This window comes from Caballeronia sp. DA-9, from assembly GCF_051615025.1.
In the GTDB taxonomy this organism is placed as follows: Bacteria; Pseudomonadota; Gammaproteobacteria; order Burkholderiales; family Burkholderiaceae; genus Caballeronia; species Caballeronia sordidicola.
This window is the reverse complement of record NZ_CP195133.1, coordinates 3,662,435-3,686,536: the sequence shown is the minus strand read 5'-3', so window position 1 is coordinate 3,686,536 and position 24,102 is coordinate 3,662,435. Positions and strand designations below refer to the sequence as shown.

The 24,102-nt window shown below is 60.1% G+C and carries 21 protein-coding genes; 10 read left to right on the top strand and 11 right to left on the bottom strand.

The genetic code is table 11. From position 1 onward, the window contains the following. Positions 1 to 60 precede the first annotated feature (60 nt). The 9 genes from gspK to gspD form a co-directional block, all read right to left on the bottom strand. Complete coding sequence (gspK, locus tag ACRWA7_RS33220) at positions 61 to 1,173, bottom strand: type II secretion system minor pseudopilin GspK (RefSeq protein WP_438394907.1); 1,113 nt, start codon at positions 1,171 to 1,173, stop codon at positions 61 to 63. Positions 1,174 to 1,175: 2 nt separating this feature from the next. Next, positions 1,176 to 1,862, bottom strand: a complete 687-nt coding sequence (locus ACRWA7_RS33215; protein WP_438394905.1) for a PulJ/GspJ family protein — start codon at positions 1,860 to 1,862, stop codon at positions 1,176 to 1,178. Then, entirely contained in the window at positions 1,840 to 2,235 is a 396-nt protein-coding gene (gene gspI, locus ACRWA7_RS33210) for a type II secretion system minor pseudopilin GspI (protein WP_438394904.1), read from the bottom strand. The genes ACRWA7_RS33215 and gspI overlap by 23 nt, the downstream gene beginning before the upstream one ends. Then, positions 2,235 to 2,747: a GspH/FimT family pseudopilin gene (locus ACRWA7_RS33205; protein WP_244163934.1), complete on the bottom strand. Its 513-nt coding sequence runs from the start codon at positions 2,745 to 2,747 to the stop codon at positions 2,235 to 2,237. The genes gspI and ACRWA7_RS33205 overlap by 1 nt, the downstream gene beginning before the upstream one ends. Before the next feature lie 24 nt (positions 2,748 to 2,771). Beyond that, the gene (gene gspG / locus ACRWA7_RS33200; protein ID WP_099050494.1) at positions 2,772 to 3,236 is read right to left on the bottom strand and encodes a type II secretion system major pseudopilin GspG; all 465 of its coding nucleotides are present in this window, start codon (positions 3,234 to 3,236) and stop codon (positions 2,772 to 2,774) included. A 201-nt stretch (positions 3,237 to 3,437) separates the two neighbouring features. Then, the gene (locus ACRWA7_RS33195) at positions 3,438 to 3,851 is read right to left on the bottom strand and encodes a type II secretion system protein N (RefSeq protein WP_060817579.1); all 414 of its coding nucleotides are present in this window, start codon (positions 3,849 to 3,851) and stop codon (positions 3,438 to 3,440) included. A 13-nt stretch (positions 3,852 to 3,864) separates the two neighbouring features. Next, positions 3,865 to 5,082: a type II secretion system inner membrane protein GspF gene (gene gspF, locus ACRWA7_RS33190; RefSeq protein WP_438394902.1), complete on the bottom strand. Its 1,218-nt coding sequence runs from the start codon at positions 5,080 to 5,082 to the stop codon at positions 3,865 to 3,867. Positions 5,083 to 5,088: 6 nt separating this feature from the next. Further along, complete coding sequence (gene gspE / locus ACRWA7_RS33185; RefSeq protein ID WP_060817581.1) at positions 5,089 to 6,579, bottom strand: type II secretion system ATPase GspE; 1,491 nt, start codon at positions 6,577 to 6,579, stop codon at positions 5,089 to 5,091. Beyond that, positions 6,576 to 9,029: a type II secretion system secretin GspD gene (gene gspD / locus ACRWA7_RS33180; RefSeq protein ID WP_438394901.1), complete on the bottom strand. Its 2,454-nt coding sequence runs from the start codon at positions 9,027 to 9,029 to the stop codon at positions 6,576 to 6,578. The genes gspE and gspD overlap by 4 nt, the downstream gene beginning before the upstream one ends. Before the next feature lie 690 nt (positions 9,030 to 9,719). Between gspD and ACRWA7_RS33175 the strand changes: the two genes are divergently transcribed. Continuing rightward, entirely contained in the window at positions 9,720 to 10,166 is a 447-nt protein-coding gene (locus tag ACRWA7_RS33175; protein WP_060817790.1) for a lytic transglycosylase domain-containing protein, read from the top strand. A 177-nt stretch (positions 10,167 to 10,343) separates the two neighbouring features. Next, complete coding sequence (locus ACRWA7_RS33170) at positions 10,344 to 11,504, top strand: GTP-binding protein (RefSeq protein ID WP_438394899.1); 1,161 nt, start codon at positions 10,344 to 10,346, stop codon at positions 11,502 to 11,504. A 129-nt stretch (positions 11,505 to 11,633) separates the two neighbouring features. Here the strand turns inward: ACRWA7_RS33170 and ACRWA7_RS33165 are convergent, their stop codons facing one another. Next, positions 11,634 to 11,912, bottom strand: coding sequence for an HU family DNA-binding protein (locus tag ACRWA7_RS33165; RefSeq protein WP_031364544.1), 279 nt, complete (start codon positions 11,910 to 11,912; stop codon positions 11,634 to 11,636). Positions 11,913 to 12,359: 447 nt separating this feature from the next. On the opposite strand from ACRWA7_RS33165, the gene mnmC reads away from it, so the two are divergent. The 8 genes from mnmC (at position 12,360) to ACRWA7_RS33125 (ending at position 22,508) form a co-directional block, all read left to right on the top strand. Then, positions 12,360 to 14,180: a bifunctional tRNA (5-methylaminomethyl-2-thiouridine)(34)-methyltransferase MnmD/FAD-dependent 5-carboxymethylaminomethyl-2-thiouridine(34) oxidoreductase MnmC gene (gene mnmC / locus ACRWA7_RS33160; protein ID WP_438394897.1), complete on the top strand. Its 1,821-nt coding sequence runs from the start codon at positions 12,360 to 12,362 to the stop codon at positions 14,178 to 14,180. 681 nt (positions 14,181 to 14,861) lie between these two features. After that, positions 14,862 to 16,064: a cation:proton antiporter gene (locus ACRWA7_RS33155; protein ID WP_438394895.1), complete on the top strand. Its 1,203-nt coding sequence runs from the start codon at positions 14,862 to 14,864 to the stop codon at positions 16,062 to 16,064. A gap of 72 nt (positions 16,065 to 16,136) precedes the next feature. Next, positions 16,137 to 17,252, top strand: a complete 1,116-nt coding sequence (locus tag ACRWA7_RS33150; protein WP_438394893.1) for a YbdK family carboxylate-amine ligase — start codon at positions 16,137 to 16,139, stop codon at positions 17,250 to 17,252. 748 nt (positions 17,253 to 18,000) lie between these two features. Continuing rightward, positions 18,001 to 18,645 carry a MarR family winged helix-turn-helix transcriptional regulator gene (locus ACRWA7_RS33145; protein WP_060817585.1) on the top strand — a complete coding sequence of 215 codons (645 nt, stop codon included), beginning with the start codon at positions 18,001 to 18,003 and terminating at the stop codon, positions 18,643 to 18,645. A gap of 237 nt (positions 18,646 to 18,882) precedes the next feature. Then, positions 18,883 to 19,602 carry a glutamine amidotransferase gene (locus ACRWA7_RS33140; protein WP_060817586.1) on the top strand — a complete coding sequence of 240 codons (720 nt, stop codon included), beginning with the start codon at positions 18,883 to 18,885 and terminating at the stop codon, positions 19,600 to 19,602. A gap of 17 nt (positions 19,603 to 19,619) precedes the next feature. Further along, positions 19,620 to 20,327 (top strand): MOSC domain-containing protein, encoded by a 708-nt coding sequence (locus tag ACRWA7_RS33135; RefSeq protein ID WP_060817587.1) that lies wholly within the window; start codon positions 19,620 to 19,622, stop codon positions 20,325 to 20,327. A 350-nt stretch (positions 20,328 to 20,677) separates the two neighbouring features. Beyond that, the gene (locus ACRWA7_RS33130; RefSeq protein WP_438394891.1) at positions 20,678 to 21,790 is read left to right on the top strand and encodes an NADH:flavin oxidoreductase/NADH oxidase; all 1,113 of its coding nucleotides are present in this window, start codon (positions 20,678 to 20,680) and stop codon (positions 21,788 to 21,790) included. Between the two features lie 268 nt (positions 21,791 to 22,058). After that, the gene (locus ACRWA7_RS33125) at positions 22,059 to 22,508 is read left to right on the top strand and encodes an SET domain-containing protein (protein ID WP_060817589.1); all 450 of its coding nucleotides are present in this window, start codon (positions 22,059 to 22,061) and stop codon (positions 22,506 to 22,508) included. A 72-nt stretch (positions 22,509 to 22,580) separates the two neighbouring features. Here the strand turns inward: ACRWA7_RS33125 and ACRWA7_RS33120 are convergent, their stop codons facing one another. After that, positions 22,581 to 24,032, bottom strand: a complete 1,452-nt coding sequence (locus ACRWA7_RS33120; RefSeq protein WP_060817792.1) for a sensor histidine kinase — start codon at positions 24,030 to 24,032, stop codon at positions 22,581 to 22,583. Between the last annotated feature and the right edge of the window lie 70 nt (positions 24,033 to 24,102).

Here is a 24,102-nt window from a genome sequence, read left to right as displayed (position 1 = left end):
TCGGATGTTCGAATGTCGTGCTTGAAGCTTATTCATGGGGATCATTCACTGTACTTCGCATCAAAGCTGGTCGCGCACATAAACAATACGCGTGGTGTGCGTCGCCGGATCGCGATACAGCAACGTGGTCCGCTCCACTTCGGCGCGCTCGTGCTCCACGCGGCCGTGGATCAGAAAGTATTTCGTCGTCACGTCCATCTGGTTCATATCGATGCCATCCGTCTTCACGCCCGCGCCGGTCAGCGCGAGTTGCACGTTGCCGACATCGTGGAAAAACACGGTCTCGCGCCGCGCGACAAATGCCTGCGCCTGCGAGAGCGACATGCCCGGCACCGTGGCAGCGACCACTTCCGCAGTCGCGGTGTTCATGTTCACCGACGTCGTGGTCGGCAGGACCGTCACGAAAGGCCGCAATTTGTCGACGATTTCCGGCGAAAATCCCGGAACATCGAGCAACGACTCCACGTTGATCATCTGCAGCGGCGCAACGGGCGCGTTGCTGTCGGCGTCCGAAAGACCGGGGTCGTCGGTGAAATTGCCGCCGCCGGTTCCGCCGCCTTGCGCCAAACCCTGAAGCACCGACTGCTGCGTGTTGTTCGCCGTCCCGTTCGTGCTTTGCGTCTGGAACCGCGTCGCCGATTGCGCCAGCCCCGCGCGCAACTGCAGCGCCACGGTTTTCGCCAGCGACCCGTTAAGGCCGAGCAACGTCAGCAAGCGCTGAAACGACTGGATCTCGTCCACGTTGATGGTCAGCAGGCCCGGCGTTGGCGTGGAAACCAGATTGCGCAGGTTGAACTTGGCCTGCGCGTCTTCAATCGATCCCGACAGATACGTCGACGCCCCTTGCTGCGCCCGGACTTCGCCAATCTGCCCGAGAAAATCCGACAGGCGCGTCTTCGCGATCGGCACGCCCCACACGCCGCCGAGATAGGTGACGTTCGGCGCGGTATCGGCTTCCGAGCGCAGGATCAGGCGCGTCCAGTCGAGCGCGCTGCGCGAGATCCATTGCGCCTGCGCGAGCAGTCTCTGGTTCTCGATGCGCCTGATCTGCACTTCCTGCCGCCACAGCAACCCGGACACAATAATCGCCGACAACGCCACCACCAGCAGCGCGCTGATAATCGCGACGCCTTTTTCACGCCTTTCTGCCGGTTTCGATGCAGCCCGCGCCATGGTCATTCTCCGATCAGGAAAACGCGCGTGATCGGCGCGGCGAGACCGTGCGCGCCGACCGCAATCTGAACGCCTGTCACGGCACGCGGCAACGGCGCGTTGCCGAGTTGCGGCACTTTCAGGTTGTTGTCGTTTTGCGTGATCTGCGAGGTCACGTCCGCCATCCTCATCGTCCAGCCTGTTTTGGGCACGTAGGCGCGCGTGGCGAAGGTCGTGACGCCGGCCATCAACGGAATTGAGGACCAGCCGTCCGTGCCGTCTCCAGCGGATAGCGCCCGCCGCACTTCGCCAATGTTTCCGAGCGGCGGCGATGCAAACCTCACGACCACGCCATTGCTCAGCCGGTATCGGATCACCTGCAAGCGCGGCGCCGCGCCCGCCGCATACACGCCGCGCACGATCTGCAGCGAATTCCCGCCAATCGCGACCGCCGCCTGGCCGGCTTCGTCGTCCGTTGCGGCCTGGCGGGCATCGATGCGCATCTGGTCGAACAATTGCTGCACCACGCGCTCGTCTTCCATCGCGTTCGTGATCGTCGTGCGTCCGCGCATGATCTGGTCGAGACCGCGCCACGACAGCACCGCGATCACCGCCAAAATCGCTATCGCGACCAGCATCTCGATCAGCGTGAAGCCACGCTCGCCATGTGAGCGGCGAATGCGCCGCTCAGAGCGACCGGTTCGTTTCATTCGCCACCACCATGACCATTTGCGCGAGATTGCCGGGCCGGCCGGGCGAGGTGACGGACACTTCCACTTTCCTGAAAATCGGATTCGGCGTGGATGTCACGCGATCCGTGCATATCAGCCTCAGATTTCCCTGCGAGCAATCGAATGTCCGCGTGCCGATTTCCGGCCACGAATGCGTCAGCCGCAACTGCGCGAGTTCATTGTCCGCGCTCCATCCGGCGAGCAACCTGTTGTGCAAATCCGCCTCGCCGGTCGCAAGCGATCCCACGGCCCGAAGCGACGCCGCCAGCGCCACCGCAATGATCGCCAGCGCGACGAGCACTTCGATCATGGTGAAACCGCGTACGTGCTTGAGTGATGGAAGCTTCGCCATCAGCGCACCCGATACCGGCCGTTGCCCGTACCCACAATCGTCGCCCGTCCCACGGCAGAAACAATCGTCACTTCCATGGGGGTATCGATCGCTTCCGTGCCGAACACCAGCCGTCCCGCTTCCTGATCCGAGCCCAGGTACTGAATCGTCACGCCGGTCACGCCGCCTTCCCAGCGGCGCGGGCGCAGCAAGTCGTCACGCAGCGGGCGCCAGCCGTCTTCGGTACGGACATCGAAACGAAAACCGCCGTCGAGCGGCTGCCACGCAATAGGCCGGGCGCGCACCTGCGCCTCGTCACCCGCCGATTCGAACAGCAGCGCGAGCCGCTGCGCTTCCTCGTTCAGATCCGTGCGCGGATTGCGCGTGAGTTGCAGCGAAGCAAGCGACACGAGCAACCCCGCAATCACCAACACCACCAGCATTTCCAGCAACGTGAAGCCAGCTTGCGGCCGTGCCTTCGCCGCGCGCTGCGGCTTAAAGGCTGAACGATCCGGCTCGTGCTGCTGGTTCACGTCGGTTACTTCTATAAAAAATGCTTATTGCCACGAGCCGACATCGGCATCATTGCCCTCGCCGCCCGGCTTGTTGTCCGCGCCATAGCTGAACACGTCCACTTCTCCATGCACGCCCGGGTTCAGATATTGATACTGCGCGCCCCACGGGTCGTTCGGCAGGCGTTCGAGATAACCGCCGTCCTTCCAGTTGTTCGGAATCGGATCGTTGGTCGGCTTTTCGATCAGCGCGCGCAGACCCTGCTCCTGCGTCGGATAACGGCCGTTATCCAGCCGATACAACTTCATCGCCTGCATGATCGTGCCTATGTCCTGCTTCGCCGCCACGCGCCGCGCTTCGTCCGGACGGCTCATGATCTTCGGCACGATCAGCGCCGCGAGAATGCCAAGAATGGCGATCACCACCATGATTTCGATCAGCGTAAAACCGCGCTGACGGCGTTTTTGCTGTGTGCCTTGCGCCGTCTGGAGTGCGTCGCGGCGCTTCATCAACATTTGCATGACTTGATCTTCCTTTCCAATTTTGATGTCGTTCACGGCGCGCGTCAGATCGCCGCGCCATGATTTTTTCACTCTCTGTCCGCAGGCAACGCTTGGTTGTTGTGGACAGGAAAGCATTCTATAGGTGCGGCGTAAGGTGATTTCGCCTCGAGCGCCCGCCTCGTTCGATCCCTTTGATCTCGCGCTGCCTCAGCGCACATAAATTGTCGGTCCCGGCGCATTCGGCGGCAGGAACACTTCAGAAAGCGCGCCTTTTCTGTCGATGATGATCGAGCGCTTGCGCACTTCCTTGATCGTCACGCCTTGCGTCAAAGGACCGCCGAGCGAAATCGCGCGCGCCGGTTCGCCGCCGTAGCTGACAATCGCCGCCGCGCCGTGCTGCAAGGCCAGAATGCCGAACAGATGCACGTCCTGGTTCTCCTGACGCTTCAACTGGCCGCCAAACAGCGTGGCCGCGAGTTCCGTGGAAGGCGCGCGCCCCGCCGCTGCTGCGGGCAACGGCGCGCTCTGATGCGATGTCAGCGTGACGATCCACCAGGTCAGCGTCGCGCAGAAAACGGCCAGCGCGGCGAGCGTGAGAAGACGGGTTTGGAGGGCGTTCATAAGGTCGGCTTCTTCACTGCACCAGATTGTTCAATTCGATGATCGGCAACATCACTGCGAGCACGATCACGAGCACGACGCCGCCCATCGCGAGGATCAGGAGCGGTTCGAGCAGGCTTGTCAGGAACATCGTGCGGCGTTCGAGTTCGCGCGCTTCGCCTTCGGATGCGCGGTCGAGCATGGTGGTGACGTCGCCGGTCGCTTCGCCGGAACGGATCAGATGGACCAGCACCGGCGGAAACGTCTTCGTGTTGCCGAGCGCGCGCGACAGCGACGTGCCTTCGCGCACGCGAATAATCGCGTCTTGTACGTTTTCGCTCATCGCGCGATTGCTCAGCGTTTCGCCAGCGGCTTGCAGCGCGCGCAGGATAGGCACGCCGGCCGCCGTCAGGATTGCCAATGTGCTGGCAAAACGCACGGTGTTGTATCCGCGAACCAGTTTGCCGAGCAGCGGCGCAGTCAAGAGCCAGCGGTCGAACGCCATGCGCGGCCCAGGCCGCGCGAGCAATGTCTTGATGAACCAGCTGATTGCAATCACGCCGATCAGCATGGCCCACCAGTAATTCCGGACGAAACCGGAAAGCGCCATCATCGCGATGGTGAGGAACGGCAGCGACTGCTTGGTGCTGGCGAAGACGTTCACCACCTGCGGTACTACGTAGCTCAGCAAGAACGTGACAATGCCAAATGCGATCAACGTGACGATGGCCGGATACGTGAACGCAAGCACGATCTTCTGCTTGAGCGCATTGCGCTGTTCGATGTAATCCGCGAGCCGCGACAACACGAGCCCAAGCTTGCCCGTATGTTCGCCGGCGGCCACCAGCGCCCGATAAATCTCCGGGAAATCGCGCGGATGCTCAGCAAGCGCGCTGGCAAACGAATGGCCGCCAAGCACTTCGGCGCGTATCGCGGCCATTAGTTCGCGAATGTAATCACGCTCGGATTGCTCGGTCAGGACCGAAAGGGTTTCGCCGAGCGGCAATCCCGCAATCAACAAGCTCGCAAGCTGGCGCGTGAGGATGGCCTGCTCGCGCTGCGACAAACGTTTCCCCAGCGACAAACGCTGTTTGCGCTCGCCACGCGTACGCGACCCGGCCGCTTCCACGACAAGCGGCGTGAGCCCTTGCGTACGCAACTGGCTGCGCGCGGAGCGGGCGCTGTCGGCATCGAGCACGCCTGTTTGCGACTTGCCCGCCTGATCGATTGCTTCGAAACGAAACGCCGGCATGGATGTTTAGTCTCCGCCCGTCACGCGCAGCACTTCTTCAAGCGAAGTCGCGCCAGTCGCCAGCCACCGGTTTGCGTCTTCACGCAGCGTGCGCATGCCCTGTTCGCGGCCAGCCGTCAAAATTTCGGCATCCGATGCATTGCGGTGAATCAACGCGCGGATTGGATCGTCTAGCAGCAAAAGTTCGTACACGCCGCGCCGCCCTGCATAGCCGGAGTTGCCGCATTTATCGCATCCGACCGCGTGCCAATGCATGTGGCCATTTTCCGTGCGCTGTTCCTTGCACACCGGACACAACTGGCGCACGAGCCGCTGCGCCAACACGCCAAGCAGCGACGAAGCCAGCAAATACGGCTCCACACCCATGTCGGTCAGACGTGTCACCGCCGAGGCCGCGTCGTTCGTGTGCAGCGTGGCGAGCACGAGGTGACCCGTCAGCGACGCCTGCACCGCAATCTGCGCCGTTTCCAGATCGCGGATTTCCCCGATCATGATGATGTCCGGATCCTGCCGCAGAATGGATCGCAACGCGCGCGCGAAAGTCATGCCAATGCGCTCGTTCACCTGCGTCTGGCCAATCCCGCCCAGATCGTATTCGATAGGATCTTCCACCGTCATGATGTTGGTGGTCGCCGTTTCGAGGCGCGACATGGCGGCATACAGCGTGGTCGTCTTGCCGGAACCCGTCGGACCCGTCACGAGCACGATGCCGTGCGGGCGACCGATCAGCTTGTCGAAATGAACCAGCGTGTCGCGCGCCATGCCGAGCGTTTCGAGGTTCAGGCGTTGCGCGTCTTTTTCCAGCAGACGCAGCACCGCGCGTTCGCCGTGACCGGTCGGCAATGTGGAAACACGCACGTCCACCGGCCGGCCGCCGACGCGCAGCGTGATCCGCCCGTCTTGCGGCAGCCGTTTTTCGGCGATATCGAGCTGCGCCATGATCTTGATCCGCGAGATCAACGCGCCATGCAGCGCCTTCTTCGGGCGCACGACGTCGCGCAAGGTGCCATCGACACGAAAACGCACGACGGAAGACGTCTCGAACGGTTCAATATGAATATCCGATGCCTGCTCGCGCGCCGCCTGCGTCAGCAACGCATTGATCATGCGAATGATCGGCGCGTCGTCCTCCGACTCGAGCAAGTCCTCGATCTCGGGAATGTCCTGCATCAGCCGCGACAAATCGACTTCGCCTTCCACTTCGCCCACCACCTGCGCCGCGCTGCCGTCGTTGCGCGAGTAGGCGGAATTGATCGCGGCGGAAAGCTCGTCCACCGGCAAACGCACAATAGACAGCGCGCCGAAGTTGCGGGCGACTTCGGCGAGTGCGGCGTCGCTGGTTTTGTCGCTGATCCACACTTCAATGCTGTCCGCGTGCTGATGCGCGACGAGAATCTGCCCCGTGCGCGCGAACGCGTACGGAATCAGCCGTGCCGCGAGCGGCGACGGAATGCTCGTGGCGACATGTGCTGCTGCGGACAGGTTCAACGTACTCACGGCTTGGCTCCTGCATCGCCATTGAGCGGCACGCCCGGCGCCGGGTTGTTGTTCGGCACGGCGTAGTTGTTCACATTCGCGGGCTGCTGCGGCTGTGGTTGCGGCTGATACGGCTGCTGCTGGCCCGGTGGTTGGGCTTGCTGGTATTGCTGCTGCCCTTGATATTGATCTTGTTGCTCCAGCGACTGTTGCTGGCCCCTTGGCGGCCTGGCCTGCGGCAGGGTCGTACTGCCGCCCTGCGACGGCGAGCGTGTCATATTGTTCCAATCGAACAAGTTCTGCGACGCCACGCCACCCTGGCTCGGGCCAATCGGCGGCGGCGGAAGCACCGGAACGTCGCGATCTTTTTCGATCCGGTTATCGGAGATCGAGTTGTACTGTTGCTGGCGCAGGTATTCGTAGCGATCGTTCGAGATCTGCGAACTGGTGGCCTGATCGCGCACGATGACCGGACGCAGGAACACCATCAGGTTAGTCTTCGTCCGGGTCTTCTGCTCGCTGCGAAACAATTGTCCAATCCACGGAATGTCGCCAAGCAGCGGCACCTTGCTGTTGCTCGTGTTGTACTGATCTTGCATCAATCCGCCCAGCACGACAATTTCGCCATCGTCGGCAAGAATGGTCGACTGGATGGAACGCGTGTTGATAGTCACGCCGCCAGGATTGTTGGTCGTGGTGGTATCGACGCTTGAATCTTCCTGATAAAGCTGAAGCTTCAGAATGCCGTCCTGCGTGATCTGCGGCTTCACGTGCAGCGTCACGCCCACGTCGCGGCGGTCAAACGTGTTGAACGCGGACACCGACGTACCGGTATTCGCCGTCGGCGTGGCGTACGAACCGGTCACCACAGGAACGTTCTGGCCGACCACGATCTTCGCTTCCTCGTTGTCGAGCGTAATGAGGTTAGGCGTTGAAAGAATGTTGGCGTCCGCCGACGTCGACAGCGCCTGCAGCAAACCGCCAAGTCCGAAGAAATTGCCGAATTTATGCAGCAAGCCGATGTTCAAGCCCTGCGCGAGCAATCCCGTCTGCCCGGCAAGCGAGGACGGGTTACTGCCCACCGCGTACCCGGCGGCTGTCAGGTCGACAATGTTGCTGCTGCCCGTGCCGAAGTTCGAGCCGCCGTAAATGGCGTTGTTGCCACCGCTCGACAACAGCGCGCCTTGCCACTGAATGCCGAGATTCGCGCCCGTCGTGGCGGACAGTTCAACAATCAGCGCTTCGATATAAACCTGCGGCCGGCGTGCATCGAGTTGATCGATAACCGTGCGCAAGTTGCGATACACCGGGTCCGACGCCGTGATGATCAGCGAGTTGGTCGACGTATCGGCCTGGATCATGCCGTTGCCGGGCTGGTCGTTGCCGCCGCTGCTGTCGTTGTTGTTATTGCTGAAACTCTTGTCGTTGCTCTGGCCACCGCCGCCCATCGGGTTGCTGCTCGATGACGAACTGCTGCCGCCCAGACCACCCGGCAATGGCGGCAAGCCGTTCGTTCCCGTCGACGAATTAGAGCCAAGGCCGCTCTGCCCGAACGAGCCTGAACCACTCGACGACCCCGATCCGGACGAAGACGAGGACGAACTGTCGCCGCCCTTGCCCATCATCGCGCGCAAGGTCTTGGCAAGACGCGTGGCGTCCGCGTTGCGCAGCGAGACAACGTGCATGTTGCCGGGCTGCGTGGTCGCGGAGTCGAGCTTGTGCGCAAGCTGCTTCGCCGCTGCGAGCCGCGAACTGCTGGATGCGCGCAGCAACAACGAGTTGGTGCGCGAATCCGCGGTGACGGTGACTTTCAGCGTGGCGTCGGTGCTGCCGATCGACCCTGGATCGAGCAGCTTGCTCATCTGTTCGGCCACATCGAGCGCATTCGCGTTCTTCAGCGCGACGACGTCGACCTGACGTCCCGCCGCTGTATCGATTCCCGCGATGATGCTGCCAATGCGCCGCACGTTGTCGGCGTAATCGGTCACGACCAGCGTGTTGTTCGCCGGATAGGCCGCAATCGTATTGTTCGGCGAGATGAGCGGCCGCAACACCGGCAACAGGTTGTTGGCCGACTCATTGTGCAGATCGAAAACCTGCGTGATGACCTGGTCGCCCCTCGCGGTCGGCGCGTTGCCAACATAAGTGGGTACGCCCTGCAGCTTTGCGTCGGCTTCGGGCACGACCTTCAGCACTCCGTGATCCTGTACGAGCGCGAAGCCCTGCATCCGCAATGCTGACTGCAGCGTCTTCAAGGCCTGATCTTCCGGCACCGGGTTTTCCGATACCAGATTCAATTGCCCTTTGACCCGGGGGTCGACGATGATTGTTTTTCCCGTCGCGGCACCGATCGCCTTAGCAACCTGATCGATGTCCGCATTGACGAAATTCAGTGTCACTTGTGCGTGCGCGAGTTGCGTGGTGACAAGACCAGCCACCAGCAAAGCCGTCGCCGCGCGACGCAATGCCATACGTTTTCTTCTCATGGAGTGTGATGTCTAGACCTGCTGATAACGCCGCACCCGACACATCGAATTAAGTGCCAATTCGACACTTTTACCGCCCGATAGTCCGCTGCCAACGTTTCCAGGGCCGATGCCCGGGCAATGCCATATCCCAAAAACGTGAACCATAGCAGCTTTTGATGTCCGTTTTGTCACAAAACTACTATCAATTGGCTGACGACGCACAATTTTCAAAAACACCTGAAGATTCAATTAATTCCATTTTAGAAAGGTAAATTTTTCTCCATGTTTTTTGATGTCTACTAGGTATCCGTTTCCCAGCAAGGCATCCCGGAATTGTCATATTTTTGCGGCTTCTCTCGTACAGGCGACGTATCTACATCGGACCGGCTTATAAAGGAAAGATCACACGAAACCTTTGCTTGCAAAAAATTTGCTGCCGGTTGGCGCAGGATAGCTGGCGTATGTCGGATGGCCGAATTTAAAACGAAATAGTCTGCCGGTATGATACGGGCGGATTGACGTTCCGGATGCGCTCTGTTCGGGTGGGTTTTCCCGTGTTTTCAATGCCTTACCACGTGTTACGCAGTCTTACCCGCTTCGCCGGGCACATGGACCTTTTACGTCCGGAGCCTCGCGAAAGGAAAACAGCGTGTGGGCGTCAGGCACGCCGTTGATCAAGTGGACCTACAGATGATGAAACTAGTGTTGCAATTTCTTGCGCTTGGATTTGGTGGCCTGCTTATGGCTGCGCCGGCGCACGCCGACTGCTTCGACGAAGCGGCCAAATATCAGAAAGTGAACCCGTTGATATTGCGGGCGATTGCATGGCAAGAGTCACACAACCAGCCCGGCGCCATGAACAAGAATGCGAACGGTTCGATTGACTACGGTCTCATGCAGATTAACTCGATCCATCTGGGCCAGCTTGCGCAGTACGGCATCTCCACCACCACGCTGATGGAACCCTGCAAGTCGGTGTACGTAGCAGCCTGGCATTTGCGCCAGAAAATGAACAAGTATGGCAACACGTGGCAAGCAGTCGGCGCTTACCACTCGGAAACGCCTTCGTTGCGCGATCAGTATTCAAAGCAGATCATCGCCATCCTCGGGAAGTGGAAACTGTTGACGGCTTCGCGTTGACTCCCCTGAATTTCCAGTCTTGTTCAAGCGTTTTTCATCGCATGGCGCGGCGTTCCAGCCGGGTTTGATGCACAATTCCGCGTTCCGGCTCGCCACTTAAACGAGCGATTTTTCTTGAAAGCGCCCCGCTCATTTTGCGGCCGCGCGCGCGAATTCGCGCCTTTCCAAGCCAACGCGATGAATCAGCCATTGCCAGTCACCGTACTTGCCGGTTTGCCAGGCGCGGGCAAAACCACGCTCGTGAACCACCTCCTTGGCGGCAGCCATGCCGATCACGCCGGTCCGCGCATCGCGCTGGTATCGGGCGAAACGGACCACGTTTCCAACGAGATTGCACGGCTCGCGGCGCGGGGCAATGTGGATGCCATAGTGGTGGAAGCGCGGGGTCACGACGATCCGCAGAGCGTCGCGGAAAATCTCGTCTTCGATGACGACATTGCTCAACTGGACACCGTCGTGACCGTGATCGACGCGCAAAATTTCCCGCGCGATTACGCGTCGACAGCCATGCTCGGCCACGACGAAGAAGGCGAGCGCACGGTCGTGGAAACGCTGGTCGCGCAGATCGAGTTCTGCGATGTGATCGTGATCAACAAGACCGATCTGATCGATAAAACCGCGCTCGCGAAGCTTCGCGACATCCTGCACGCGCTCAACCCGCGCGCTGAGATCATCGGTACGCAGTTCGGCGTCGTGCCATCAAAAGAGGTTGTGAATACTGATCGTTTCGACTTCGATGCAACATCGAGCGCGCCAGGCTGGCTTGCCATGCTCAACGCCGAACCCGGTGCAACGCTCATTGCGGCGAACGAGTCGGGCATTGGCGGCTTTGTGTATCGGGCGCGGCGGCCGTTTCATCCTGAGCGGCTCTGGTCGCTGCTGCATCAGGAATGGACTGGCGTGTTGCGGTCCAAGGGTTTTTTCTGGCTTGCTACGCGCAGTGATATTGGTGGATCGCTTTCACAAGCCGGTGGCGCGCTGCGGCACGGGCCGGCGGGCGTATGGTGGGCAGCCCAGGATCGCAATGAATGGCCGACGGGCGACGCCGAGCTGGAGGCGGAGATTGCGGCGGACTGGTTCGGCGACGCGGACGACACGAGCATTGGGGATCGCCGGCAGGAACTGGCGATAATCGGCACGGCGCTTGACGAAGCGCATTGGCGCAGCGCGTTCGATGCGTGCCTCCTCACCGATGAAGAATGGTCGCTAGGCGCTCAAGCATGGGCGTCTTTCGGCGATCCGTTTCCATCGTGGGAAATAGACGATCACGAAGATCATGAGCATGATCACGATCACGGCGACGATTGCGACTGCGGCGCGCACGGAGATGATCACTGACGCACTCGGCGCGCAATTGGCGACTTCGCGCAGCACGCTGAACCCCAAAAAAAAACCCGCCGAGGCTTGTTGCCAATGGCGGGTTACGTGCGCTGAATCTACAGTCCAGCGCTGACAATCGGTTATGAGTTACCGTTTGTTCACTGCGTCCTTGAATGCCTTGCCAGCCGTGAACTTGACGGTCTTGGCTGCCGGAATCTTGATGGATTCGCCGGTCTTCGGATTACGGCCGGTGCGCGCTGCGCGCTTGCCCGAGCCGAAGCTGCCGAAGCCAATCAATTGCACGGCGTCGCCCTTCGAGACAGCCTTCTTGACCACTTCGAGCAACGTGTCCAGCGTTTCGCCGGTTTGAGCCTTGCTGGCGCCGGTCTGAGCGGCCACGGCGTCGATCAGTTCCTGTTTATTCATTAAGGTTCCTTTATCAGTTTAGGTTGACACGAACAGCGCGAACGCGCCGATTATACGTGCGCGGGCCTTGCAGTCGAGCACTGGCGCGGGTCCAGCCCCTTGGCCCCCTATTCCGGCAAACCCTCAAGCTTCCGGCAGCCGGGCCACCTCCCTACTCGGCGGTTGTTATCATAACGCAGCGCAAACCCAATCAGGACAAGGGTTTCGAAGATTTACGCGTGATCTGGCAGGGGAAAACCCTTTATTTCCAGATTGCGCGCACGGGCAATCGCTTCGCACGGTGCACGCAACGCGTCGTTGGTTTTTGCCAACGGTTGCTCAAAAGCCAGGGGGTATTGTGCCCAAAGCCTTGCCCCTATTGGCTTCCTGGGCGCCAAGCGCACCTTCCCGCCGCATGCGAAACACGTCGTCTTGCGCGCTATCTCATTAATTGGGTTTCGACCTTGCATGAACGATTTTTCAGGCAACACGTCTCTTCTCGCTGACCGTTCACGCTGGGCTGGACGTCGGGTTTTCACTGTTTTGCAAACACAATTCGATGCCGGGCGGTTTATCGATACATGGAGCGCGTGGCGAGACGATCAACAGCGCTGCGAGCGTCTGCATGTCGTAGCTGTCATGACGCCCGGAGCGATGAAAGCGCCCGATATTCCGGCCGATACACCAGCGTTGCGGCAACCTCTGATCGATGCATGGCCAATGCCGGTTCCAGGTCTTCACCGGCTGGAATTCGAAAGCGGACGTGTTGTGCTGACCATCGCCGCTGGCGACGCGCCAAGCATGCTGCACAAACTCTGGATGCGCGCGGATTCGTTTTATTTGCGTAGCGGCACGTTCGGGGAGAACTTGCCGTTCATGGCCAAAGCGCTCGCGCGCATTGCTGGCGACTCGGCCACCCTTTGCGCCGAGGCGCACCCACTATTGCTGAGAGCATTGAATGACGCGGGTTTTGCCATCGATGAATCCGCCGCGAATTCCCACCATGTGAGCGCGCGATTCGCGCCGCGTTGGCGTGTGCGTCGCCATGAACCGCCCGTTGCATCGCCGTGTGCGTTAGAAGAAAGCGCCCGCCATGCGATCGTCATCGGCGCCGGACTTGGCGGTTGTGCGATCACCGAGCGGCTTGCGTCGCGAGGATGGCGGATCACGTTGATCGATCGCCACGAACGCCCTGCCCGCGAAGCGTCCGGCAATCCCGCCGGCGTGTTCCATCCGGTCGTCTGGCGCGACGACAGCATTGCCGCGCGGCTCACGCGCGCCGGATTTCTCTACGCGCGCAACCGATGGTCCGTGCTCGAGCAACACGGCCACGATCTCGGGCGCAGCCGCAACGGCCTGTTGCAGATCGCGGATTCAGCGGAGGACGCACGCGCTATCGCGTCGGCGATTACACGCTTTGGCTTGCCAGGCGTCTATGTGAGCGCAGCCGATGAAACCGAAGCCGCGCGCCTCGCTGGCCAGCCGGTATCGCGCGCGGGATGGTTTTTTCCTCATGGCGGCTTTATCTCGCCAGCGGCCGTTTGCGCGGCGCAATGCGCTGCGGCAGGCGATCGGCTTGAATCGCGCTTCAACACCCAAGTCGAACGCATAGAACGCAAAAATGGCGTATGGACGGCCTTCGATACGACCGGCCGTGCCATCGCCCAAGCGCCGGTCGTAATCCTGGCGAATGCCGGCGATGCGCAACGCCTCGGGAGGCTGCACGGCCAGCCGACGCGCGGCGTCCGTGGGCAGCTCACGCTGCTGGACGCGAGTCCGCTCGACGGCCTGCGCGTTCCCCTTGTTGGCGATGGCTACGCCGTGCCGCTCGATGACCACAAGACCCTGACCGGCGCAACCTACGATATCGACGACACCAACCCGCTTATCGAGCCATCGGGCCATGATGAAAATCTGGAGCGCGTAACCAGGATGCTGCCGGCATTGAGCACGTTCGCGCCCGATCCGGCCACGCTGAAAGGCCGGGTCGCGTTCCGGTGCGTGACGAGCGACCGCATGCCCATGATCGGTTCTTTCGCCGACGAAACCGCCGCCCGCGCCGATACCGCCCGCCTTGCCGGTGCATGGCCGCTCGACCTTCCGCGCACGCCCGGCTTATATGGCGCGTTTGCTTTCGGGTCGCGTGGCCTGATCTGGGCTGCGCTAGCGGCCGAACTCATCGCGGCCCAACTGGAAGGCGAACCGTGGCCTATTGAGCGCGAACTCGCCGAAGCGGTCGATCCTGCGCGCTTTTTCCTGCGGGCATTGCGGCAACGCGAATTCATGTGACACGGTTAAAAATCTTTTCCACCGCAACCTGTGGATAAGTTGGCAGATTACCGGCTGATGAGCTGTGCACTCGCTGTGGGCGTAAACGGGACAACTCGTTTGCGCGCCGAAACCCGCCAAAGTTGTTCGGAGTTCGCTATCTGGCGCGCACACATTCGCCCCGTGCTTATGCGTTCCACAACTAATTGTTAACAATAAGGAAAAGCAGGTTATCCACAGAAAATCGCCGTTCTTGTTAACTACTACTACGTATATATAAACAAAACTTGTAAACCTTAAAACACGCGTCATCGGCGATGCTGAAAGTCGAAAAACGCCGGTTTCGCTAATCCCGCACCAGCGGGTTTACGGTAGTTATTTCCTCGCGGCGACACATCAAAACCCATTGTTACCGCTTTACTTCAGCACTTGTTGACCAAGCCCAGGTCAGGCCAAGAGCTATGGCACAATCGCCGTTCTTTCGTTTGGCCGCCTTGCCGGCTTATCGCTTCAGCTACATTTCGCGCGAGCGCGCGGACTAGACACAAACGCTGTGAACTCCGCAGCCGCGCCACTTGACCAACGTGTCGAACCGGCTTTATGCGACAACGCCGTGCACCCTGTGCCACGCATCGTTCGCCGCGAACAAAAAACGTCTCTTTACCGCCCATCCGCACTAGCTGCAAAGGAGAAGTCCTCACAATGAAGTCGGCCTTTTCATTCCTACCTGCCTGGCCGCTTACACCCGACGCCATTTTTTGGGCCGGACTCGCGCTGCTTGCCGCCGGTCTCTGCGGCGAATTGCTCTGGCGCGCCTGGCGCTTGCCGCGGATTACCGGATATGCCGTCATCGGCCTGATTGCGGGAAATGCAGGCTTTGGTGTTATCGATGTCAGTTCCGCCGGTCTCTCTCGCGTGCTGCTCGACGTTGCGCTCGGCTTGCTGTTGTTCGAACTCGGCAGCCGGCTCGATTTACGCTGGATCCGTCGCAATCCGTATCTGATCTTGTCGAGCATTGCCGAGAGCACGCTGACATTCGGTTTTGTTTTGATCGCGCTGACGCTGTGCAAGGTGCCGACCATGCCTTCGGTCGTAATTGCAGCGATTGCAATGGCTACGTCGCCGGCCATGGTGATCCAGCTTCGCACCGAACTGCGCGCCGAAGGCCAGGTCACGCAGCGCCTTCTGACGTTGACCGCGCTCAACAGCATGTATGCGGTGGTCGTGGAAAAACTCGCGGCCGGCGTGCTGCATCAGGAAATTTACGGCAACACGCTTGCGACCATCGTGCAGCCGCTTTATCTGCTGCTCGGTTCGCTCGTGCTGGCGCTCGCGCTCGCGCTTGCTTGCAACCTGCTGTACCGAAGGCTCAACACCAACGACGAACATTCGTTCGTTGCCTTGTTCGGTCTCGTGCTGCTCGCCATTGCGCTCGCGCATGTGTTCAAGCTTTCGACGATTCTTGCGTTGCTGGCAGCCGGGATCATCGTGAAGAATTCGAATGAGCGGCCGCAACTCTGGCCAACGCACTTTGGCACGGCGGGCTGGCTACTTACCGTGATCCTGTTCGCATTGACGCTGACAGCGTTCGAATGGCGCGATATTGCGCTTGGCGGCCTGGCGGCGCTTGCGCTGATCGTGGCGCGGTTTATCGGCAAACTGGCTGGCGTGCTGATCTTCGCCAAGCCGAGCGGGCTGAACTGGAAGCAGGGGGCGGCGCTCGGCGTGGCGCTCACGCCCATGTCGGCGCTTGCGTATCTTCTCGTCGACGACATGTACGTGCTGTATCCCGATTACGACCCCACACTGCGCGCAATCGTGATGTGTTCGATCGTCGTGTTGCAGATCGTCACGCCGTTTCTGGTGTATCGCAGCTTGTCGGCGGTCGGCGAGCGGCGCGAATAAGTTGCCGAGTGCAAGTCGTTTTAACCGTCATCCATGGCTGGATGACCCAGGCTTTGTCAATCAAGAGGCACCATGTCACTCGAACCTTTCATCAATTCGGAGCCGTTCACCTTCGGGGTCGAACTCGAGATCCAGGTCGTCAACACGCACGACTACGACCTGACCAAGGCCGCATCCGACCTGATGCGCCTGGTCAAGGACGAAAAGATTCCCGGCAGCATCACGCCGGAGATCACGGAAAGCATGATCGAGTTGTCCACGGGCATCTGTACGACGCATGAACAGGCTCTGACCGACCTGCGCCGGATCCGCGACACGCTCGTGGCCGCGGCTGACCACCTGAACGTCGGACTGTGTGGCGGTGGCACGCATGCCTTCCAGCAGTGGAGCGACCGTCAGATCTTCGATACCCCCCGTTTCCAGTACCTTTCCGAGCTCTACGGTTATCTCGCGAAGCAGTTCACGGTGTTCGGTCAGCACGTGCACATCGGTTGTCCGGATCCGGATAGCGCGCTGTTCCTGCTGCATTCCATGTCGCGCTTCATTCCGCATTTCATCGCGTTGTCGGCGTCGTCGCCGTATGTGCAGGGTGTCGATACCGGTTTTCACTCCGCGCGCCTGAACTCCGTGTTCGCGTTTCCGCTGTCCGGCCGCGCCCCGTTCACGCTGACCTGGGACAGCTTCGAGGAATATTTCTCGAAGATGGTCAGCACCGGCGTGGTCAACAGCATGAAGGATTTTTATTGGGACATCCGCCCGAAGCCGGGTTTTGGAACCATCGAAGTGCGTGTGATGGACACGCCGCTATCGGTTGATCGTGCGGCGGCGATCGCCTGCTATATCCAGACGCTCGCGCGCTATCTGCTGCTGGACAAGCCTTTGACGCTGAAAGAGGACGACTACCTCGTCTACACATTCAATCGTTTCGAGGCGTGCCGGTTTGGCCTGGAGGGAAGTTGTATCGACCCGCAAACTGGCGAACGGCGCACGATCGCGGAAGACATTCTTGCGACGCTCGATGTGATCGCGCCTCACGCCGATGCCCTCGGTTCGCGCGAAGCGCTGCGCCAGGTCGGTGACATAGCACGCAGCAACATGAACGATGCGACCTGGCTGCGCGGCGTTTTCGATCGGGAACGCTCGCTTCATGAAGCCGTTCGCCAGCAATGTTTGCAGTGGCGCGAATAAAGGAATCTGCAAGGAAGTAAGGTCAAGGGGCTCGAAAACAGCGTGTAAAACCCCGAGCCTTTTGTACAAACCCGCTAACCGCGGGTTTTTTTTCGCGGTTTTCGTTTCGCGAATTTCAGTCTTCCGGCGATCCCCAAATTAGATTTTCGAACCGATAACCCGCCTCTAAGGTTTACCTTCACGAAGTCGTATACATACGTAATAGTAGTTAACAAGCATCCGGTTTTTCTGTGGGCAACTGCTAAAAACGTCGTTTACTCAACAGTTTGGAGTGCGCATAACCTTATGGCGAAAGCATGGATGAGCGCGGGCAACCCGGGATAACGCACGAACCGTTTTTGATGCACCCGGGGTTATCAAGAATCGGCGCACATCGGATAATGAGGTTACCCACAGTCTTATCCACATGCTTTCGTGAATAACTAAGGTGTACGTTTCTTCCGCCTCGCTTAGAATGTCGGCTTTACCGGCGTGAATGGGCAGTAATCCGGTGAAATAAAAGCGCTCGACGGTATGGAACAGGAGCTGCGAAGATGAAATGTATGATCTGGACGACGAACGAGTAGGGCTGGTTGGTTCGTCCGAATTTTGAGACGGTGGTAGATAAGATAGGATTCGCCGGTCGGACTAGCCGGCGATCGAGCCAGCAGCGGCTTTGGCAAAACGGAGCGGGGTCTGACGTTTTTGCCGGTATTCAAAGTTGCTGCCGAACATCAGATAAGCATCAAGAAAGACGAAGCGAACGACTATGAGCGAAGGCGTATACGGAGAGCAGGCCACAGGGCGGGTGACCCACGGCTTGCTGCGGTTGAGCACGGCGATGCGCAGCCAGGCATGGGAATGGGCCGAAGGTGCGGGACTCACGCCAACCCAGGGTGAGATTCTCGTGCTGTTGATGCAGCGGCGCGGACCAATGCGGCTTGGCGAAATCGCGCGGGAAACGGCGCTGACCGCCGCGACCACCAGCGACGCTGTCAGCACGCTGGAAAGCAAGGGTCTGGTCGAAAAGCGCCGCGCTATAGACGACGGCCGCGCGCTTGCCGTGCGCCTGACTGCGCGCGGAAGGACAGCCGCCAAAAAGGCGCTGGTCTGGCCGGAATTCCTGACGAAGGCGGTTGGCACGCTGAAGGCCGACGAGCAGACGCAGTTGTACAGGAGCTTGCTCAAGACCATTCGACAACTCGAAGTCGTGCAGCAGATTCCGCCGCATCGCATGTGCCTGAGCTGTACGCACCTCGAAGCAAGCAAGAACGTCAAGAAAACGCCACATCACTGCAATCTGCTGAACATCGACATGGGCGATACCGACTTGCGTCTTGATTGTTCGGTATACGAAGAAGGTGATCTGGCCAAGCAGAAGAAGAACTGGAAGATTTTCGCGCAGATCGCGTGATGGTTTCTGACCGGGCTTCCCGGTTTTAGACTTGACTGGTTTGAAAAGACGGCTCTGCGTGAGTCGTCTTTTGTCATTTTTGCTTTCCGCCTGAGCGCGAAGCTTTCAAGTCTCGGTTAGACTATTTTGAAGCGCCTGATCGAAGCACTCAATGCTGGATCTGGCGTTTGCGTGCGTGCGCCGCTCTGGCCGCGCCCGTCTTTATCCTGCTTGCTGGCTTATCCTGGATGACCGCTGATGAAACGTGAAGTCCTGGCGATACGCCACGTCCATTTCGAAGATCTCGGTAGCCTGGAGCTGGTGCTGGGGGATCGTGGACAACTGGTGCGTTACCTTGATGTCGGCCGGGCCCGCATTGAAGCGCCGGATCCGCTCGATACCTCGTTGATGGTCGTGCTTGGCGGTCCCATTGGCGCTTACGACGACGCGCTTTTTCCGCACTTGAATCCCTTGCTCGCGATGCTTGAAAAGCGCATTGAGGCGGGCTTGCCTACGATTGGCATTTGCCTGGGTGCGCAATTGATTGCTCGTGCGCTGGGCGCTCGCGTTTATCCGGCGGCGCAAAAAGAGCTGGGTTGGAAGCCGCTCACATTGACCGATGCCGGGCGTGCATCCGCGTTGCGGCATCTTGAGGTGGATGGCAAATCCACGCCCGTTCTTCACTGGCACGGCGATACCTTCGACCTTCCTGCGGGCGCGACGCTGCTGGCATCGACTGATGTTTGTGCGAACCAGGCATTCAGTTGGGGCGGCCATGTTCTTGGCCTGCAATGTCATCCCGAGGTATTGGTCGACCGGTTCGAAAGCTGGCTTGTCGCGTATCCGGGCGAAGTGGCGGAAAGTGGCGGCGACGTGGTCACCTTGCGCGCGGAGACGGCGCGCCATGGTCCTGCGCTTGAGCGTGCGGCGCGCAAGATGTTTGGCGAATGGCTCGATGGCGTTGAGCCTTCCAAATGAAGCGGGAGCATTGACCCATGAATCTTGTTATCGATGCTGTGCTTGCTGGCGACATTGCGCCGCTTGGCACGCGGGGCAAGCGCAGTGCGATTCGCAAGACGGCGCTTGCGGCGCGTGTCCATGTGGGGGAAACGGGGCTTGAAGGTGATCGTCAGTATGAGCGCAAGCACCATGGTGGCCCGGAGAAGGCGCTGCACCATTACAGCCGCGATCACTACGCCGCATGGCGTGATGAATGGCCGGAACTGTCGGCGGGATTGGAGCGTTTTGACGCGCCGGGTGCTTTCGGAGAAAACATCTCGACGAAGGGCCTGAATGAAGCTGATGTGTGTGTTGGGGATGTGTATCGGCTTGGCACGGTGATTGTGCAGGTATCGCAGCCGCGCCAGCCGTGCTGGAAGCTCAACTTGCATTTTTCCCGCGATGACATGTCAAGGCGTGTACAGGATACGCGCCGCACGGGCTGGTATTACCGGGTGCTGGAGCCGGGAGAAGTAGCTGCTGGTGACGTTATGGAAAGGTTGGCGCGGCCGCATGCTGAATGGAGTATTGAGCGTTTGTTGCGGGTGTTCTACGTCGACCGTGATGATGGTGTGGCGCTGGAAGAGATGGCGGCGCTTGAGGCACTGACGCCGTCTTGGCGCGCCACGGCGGCGAAGCGTCTGGAGAGTGGCAAGACGGAATCCTGGGCGATGAGACTTAACACGCCATCCGGCGCGATATAAAAGAAAAGCATTCAAGAAAGGCAACGCGAAGAGACTAGCGATTTCCAATTTAGCTGCCACGGACACTGGTGGTGAAGCGTGTGGGTATCTGTGGCCGGAGGGGGAGGGTTTCAACTGTCTGTGGTTTTACGCCCAGCGTTCTTTTGAAGTCCCAAGCAGATGGAATGCGCGCTTGGTCCACATAAGAATTAGCGGTTGAAAGGCGTTTTCTTTGCTTCATTTCTTTTCGCAAAAACCAACCCTCATCAAGCGCCAGCGCGACCCCTTGTGCATGGAAAAAACCGAAGTGCTATTCTAAACTGCGAAATCCGCCGTCCATTCCACGCCGTCCATTCCACATCGGATCTCCCATGAGTGCACTATTCTCCCCATTCACGCTGCGGAGCGTAACGCTTCCGAACCGCATTGTTGTATCGCCGATGTGCCAATACTCTGCGGAACGTGGAGAAGCAACGGCATGGCACATGATCCACTTGGGAAGCCTGGCGCTGTCCGGCGCTGGCATGCTGTGCCTGGAAGCCACGTCGGTGGAACCAGAAGGCCGCATCACCCCGGGCGACCTGGGCCTGTGGGACGACGTAACAGAAGCGGCCTTGAAACCAGTAATCGACGCCATCCGCAAGCATTCGCACATCGCGATCACGATGCAACTCGGCCACGCTGGCCGCAAGGCATCGAGCGCGGCGCCATGGGACGGCGGCCAGTTGATTCCAGTATCCGAGGGCGGCTGGATGCCATTCGCGCCATCGGCGATTCCGCACAAGGAAGGTGAAACGCCGCCGCTGGCGCTCGATTCAGCCGGCCTCATCCGCATTCGTGACGCTTTCGTGGCAACGGCAAAACGCGCCGCGCGCCTGGGCCTGGACGCGCTCGAAGTACACGCCGCGCACGGCTACCTGCTGCATCAGTTTCTCTCGCCGCTCGCAAACCAGCGCACCGACGAATACGGCGGTTCGCTCGAAAACCGCATGCGTTTTCCGCTCGAAGTGTTCGACGCTGTGCGTGCCGCTTTCCCCGCCGAGAAGCCCGTGGGCCTGCGTGTATCGGCGTCGGATTGGGTCGAGGGCGGCTGGGATCTGGAGCAGACCATTGTGTTCGTGAAGGAATTGCAGAAGCACGACGTGGACTGGATCGATGTATCGTCGGGCGGCGTTTCGCCTTTGCAGCAGATTCCGCTGTCGCCGGGTTATCAACTGCCGTTTGCCAAGGCGATCAAGGAAGCAACGGGCGTGAACACCATGGGCGTTGGCTTGATCACGGACCCGCAGCACGCTGAAGAGATCATCGAGTCGGGGCAGGCCGATCTTGTCGCGCTTGCCCGCGCGCTGCTCTACAATCCGCGCTGGCCGTGGCACGCGGCGGCTCAACTGGGCGCAACGGTGGAAGCGCCGCCGCAATACTGGCGCTCGCAGCCGCGCGACCAGAAGGCGCTATTCGGCGATATTTCCTTCGGCCAACGATAAATCCACGGCACGCCAAGTAACGGAATTAAAGGAGCGGTTGAACTCGTGCGCGCCTAGCGTGTACGATGCCGATGTTCACCTGCCGAAACGCAACCAGGCGTTCAACAAATCGGCAGGGAAGGAAGCCAAGCAACGCGGCGCCTCGCATCAGGCCGCCGCGTTTTTTTAATCCACGTTCCGGTTCATCACCGTTCGCGTGAAGCCGGTTCGGGGCGAAGTTGGAAGCGTCTTGCTAAGCCAAACCGATTCGTTTTAAAGGATTCAGTCGATGAGTTCACGGAGGGTCGCTGTCCGCCGTTCGGGCATACACGGCAAGGGCGTGTTCGCCGCTGTGCCACTCGCCAAGGGCGAGCTGATTATCGAGTACAAGGGCGAACGCATTTCGTGGAAAGAGGCATTGCGCCGTCATCCACACAACCCGGACGAGCCGAATCACACGTTTTATTTCGCGCTTGAAAACGGGAAGGTGATCGACGGCAAGGTCGATGGCAACAGCGCGCGCTACATCAATCACTCGTGCGCGCCGAATTGCGAAGCCGAAGAGAAGGAAGGGCGCGTATTCATTCACGCGCTGCGTGCGATCAAGGAAGATGAAGAGCTGTACTACGACTACGGTCTCGTCATCGACGGTCGCATCACCAAGAAGCTGAAGAAGGAATACGAGTGCCGCTGCGGCGCCAAGAAGTGCCGTGGCACCATGCTGGCGCTGAAGAAGTAAGCGGGCGGCCCTGTTGCATGCTGTTCATGCTGTTGTATGCGAAAGCGCCACGGCTTGACCGCCGTGGCTTTTTTATGCAGGCGCGGGCTTCAAGGGCATGCGCACGATAAACCGCGCGCCGCCTTCCGGGGCCGGGGCGTCTTCATAGTGCACGCTGCCGTCGTGCAGCACCATGATGTCGTGGACGATGGCAAGACCGAGTCCTGCGCCGCCTTCCACGCCGTGGCCGTCGCCACGAAAGAAGCGCTTGAAGAGATCCGGCTGCTGTTCCGGCGACACGCCCGGGCCGTTGTCTTCCACCACTATTTCGCCGAACCGCTGGCCTTTAGCGTCGGTCGTTTGCGTCACGGTGAGCGTCACGCGCGCACCTTCCACGCGAGAAGTGGGGACGTATTTCAACGCGTTATCGATCAGATTGGCGATCACTTCGCGCACCAGCACGAGATTGCCACGCACGATCAGCGGATATTCGTTTTCAGGATCGTCAAGACGCTGGAAGCCCATGTCCACATGCGCGTTGAGCGCGCGCGGCACCCATTCCGCGCCGGTTTCGAACGCGAGCGCCGCGTAGTCGAAATCGGTAAAACGCGCGGCCTGTTCACCCGGCTCGGCGCGCGCGAGCGACAGCAATTGATTCGACAAACGCACGGCGCGATCCGCCGATGCCCGCAGTTCCTTCACCGCTTCCAGCACCTTCGCTGGATCCTTCGCGCTCGCGGCCTGTTCGGCGTGCAGCTTCACGGCGGTCAAGGGTGTACGCAGTTGGTGCGCGGCGTCAGCGATGAATTTGCGCTGTGCGTCCAGCGCTGTCTTCAGGCGATCGAGCAGGCCGTTCATGGCGCTCGTCAGCGGACGGATTTCGATGGGCACGAACGATTCGTCGACTGGTTCCAGCGATGTATGCGTCTGCCGGTTGAGTGTATCGGCGAGATCGGTCAATGGATTGAGCTGCTGGTTGACCACGCGCCAGACGATTACCCAGCCCGCCAGCAGCAGGAGCAGCAGCGGCATCATGATCGCGACCATGAATTCGACGGCGATCCGGTATCGAGAGCCCACGCGCTGCGCCACTTCGACCACGATAGGATTGCCGTGCGTCTGGTCCACGCGCACCTGCGCCGCGCGTACGCTCGTGCCCTGATAGGTTGTTTCGAAAACGTAGGCGTAGTGAATCCGCCGCACGTTCGTGCCAGTCAGCGGCAGATCGGTCTCGCCGGCGATTTCGTTTTCACCGTCGCTGATCCGGTAGATCAACTGTTCCACCGGGTCGGAAAACATCGCGCGGGCTAGCGGCGGAACAGTCAGAGGGGCGTCGACGCCAGCAAGCTGAATCTGCTTGGAGATGGCGGTGGCGAGATCGGCAAGCGAACGGTCGACCACGTGTTGCGTGTATTGCCACGCAAGCCAATAGGCCATCAGGCCGCTCATCAGCGCAAGCAGGGACAGCGGCGCCGCAAGACGGCGCAGCAGCGAGCGCCGCAGGCTTGGCGGCTGGCTCGAAGACGTTGTTTTCGACTGCGCCAGATGCAGCCAGTCGGCGCGGTCGAAACGTTCGTCGGCGGTGCGCCGCGGAGGGAATCGCAAGGTACTGAGT

What these genes read in the sequence shown, in the direction of transcription:
- gspK (WP_438394907.1), bottom strand. Translation starts at nt 1,173, where the DNA reads ATGGCGCGGGCTGCATCGAAACCGGCAGAAAGGCGTGAAAAAGGCGTC.
- ACRWA7_RS33215 (WP_438394905.1), bottom strand. Translation starts at nt 1,862, where the DNA reads ATGAAACGAACCGGTCGCTCTGAGCGGCGCATTCGCCGCTCACATGGC.
- gspI (WP_438394904.1), bottom strand. Translation starts at nt 2,235, where the DNA reads ATGGCGAAGCTTCCATCACTCAAGCACGTACGCGGTTTCACCATGATC.
- gspG (WP_099050494.1), bottom strand. Translation starts at nt 3,236, where the DNA reads ATGAAGCGCCGCGACGCACTCCAGACGGCGCAAGGCACACAGCAAAAA.
- ACRWA7_RS33195 (WP_060817579.1), bottom strand. Translation starts at nt 3,851, where the DNA reads ATGAACGCCCTCCAAACCCGTCTTCTCACGCTCGCCGCGCTGGCCGTT.
- gspF (WP_438394902.1), bottom strand. Translation starts at nt 5,082, where the DNA reads ATGCCGGCGTTTCGTTTCGAAGCAATCGATCAGGCGGGCAAGTCGCAA.
- gspD (WP_438394901.1), bottom strand. Translation starts at nt 9,029, where the DNA reads ATGGCATTGCGTCGCGCGGCGACGGCTTTGCTGGTGGCTGGTCTTGTC.
- ACRWA7_RS33175 (WP_060817790.1), top strand. Translation starts at nt 9,720, where the DNA reads ATGAAACTAGTGTTGCAATTTCTTGCGCTTGGATTTGGTGGCCTGCTT.
- ACRWA7_RS33170 (WP_438394899.1), top strand. Translation starts at nt 10,344, where the DNA reads ATGAATCAGCCATTGCCAGTCACCGTACTTGCCGGTTTGCCAGGCGCG.
- ACRWA7_RS33165 (WP_031364544.1), bottom strand. Translation starts at nt 11,912, where the DNA reads ATGAATAAACAGGAACTGATCGACGCCGTGGCCGCTCAGACCGGCGCC.
- mnmC (WP_438394897.1), top strand. Translation starts at nt 12,360, where the DNA reads ATGAACGATTTTTCAGGCAACACGTCTCTTCTCGCTGACCGTTCACGC.
- ACRWA7_RS33155 (WP_438394895.1), top strand. Translation starts at nt 14,862, where the DNA reads ATGAAGTCGGCCTTTTCATTCCTACCTGCCTGGCCGCTTACACCCGAC.
- ACRWA7_RS33150 (WP_438394893.1), top strand. Translation starts at nt 16,137, where the DNA reads ATGTCACTCGAACCTTTCATCAATTCGGAGCCGTTCACCTTCGGGGTC.
- ACRWA7_RS33145 (WP_060817585.1), top strand. Translation starts at nt 18,001, where the DNA reads ATGAGCGAAGGCGTATACGGAGAGCAGGCCACAGGGCGGGTGACCCAC.
- ACRWA7_RS33140 (WP_060817586.1), top strand. Translation starts at nt 18,883, where the DNA reads ATGAAACGTGAAGTCCTGGCGATACGCCACGTCCATTTCGAAGATCTC.
- ACRWA7_RS33135 (WP_060817587.1), top strand. Translation starts at nt 19,620, where the DNA reads ATGAATCTTGTTATCGATGCTGTGCTTGCTGGCGACATTGCGCCGCTT.
- ACRWA7_RS33130 (WP_438394891.1), top strand. Translation starts at nt 20,678, where the DNA reads ATGAGTGCACTATTCTCCCCATTCACGCTGCGGAGCGTAACGCTTCCG.
- ACRWA7_RS33125 (WP_060817589.1), top strand. Translation starts at nt 22,059, where the DNA reads ATGAGTTCACGGAGGGTCGCTGTCCGCCGTTCGGGCATACACGGCAAG.